This is a genomic window from Vibrio sp. 970, from assembly GCF_033339075.1.
This window is the reverse complement of record NZ_JAWOTW010000437.1, coordinates 1-640: the sequence shown is the minus strand read 5'-3', so window position 1 is coordinate 640 and position 640 is coordinate 1. Positions and strand designations below refer to the sequence as shown.

General features: G+C 42.3%; 1 pseudogene. It reads left to right on the top strand.

The features are described from left to right. Positions 1-452 (top strand): annotated as a pseudogene (locus tag R7Q11_RS27155) (sensor histidine kinase); the annotation flags it as partial. Positions 453-640: the final 188 nt, after the last annotated feature.

Here is a 640-nt window from a genome sequence, read left to right as displayed (position 1 = left end):
AAGCTGCGTGTGAAGACATGCGCGTTTTGACCGAGGCGTTTTTGTTGTTAGGCAAAGAGAAAATTGAGCCGCAGCACTTTGGCGAACAAACGCTTTTAGTTTGTTTACACCAGCAATTGGAAGAGCTTGCTCCGTTGTTTGCAAAGCAAGATGCGCATTATCAGCTTAACGAACAAAATAGCGGCGAAGTGTATGCGCCAGCAAGCTTCGTGACGATAGTCATCAACAACTTAATCAAAAATGCGTTCAGTTACAGCGTTGGAGACATCGAGATCGATCTACAGCAAAACACGCTGATTATCACCAATCGTCATGACGGTAACGAAACGTATAATGCGGGTTATGGTTGCGGCTTAGTGATAGTGCAACGCATTTGTGAACGGATGGGGTGGCCGTTTGAATTAAACGATGATGGCGTCCGATTTAGCGCGAAAGTGACGTTTGTTTCTTAACGTCCCAATTTGCCAATGAAGCCAGAGTTAACGTTCTGGCTTTTTTGTCTCACTTTTTACCTCTAACTCACAGTGAAACAAGAAAAAACTAGGATTTGATTTAGAATAAGTAGAGTGAAACAGAAACTTAAGGAATGGCTATGCTTGCTTATCAGGTCAGCAAAAGTATTGAAATCAACAAATCTCAA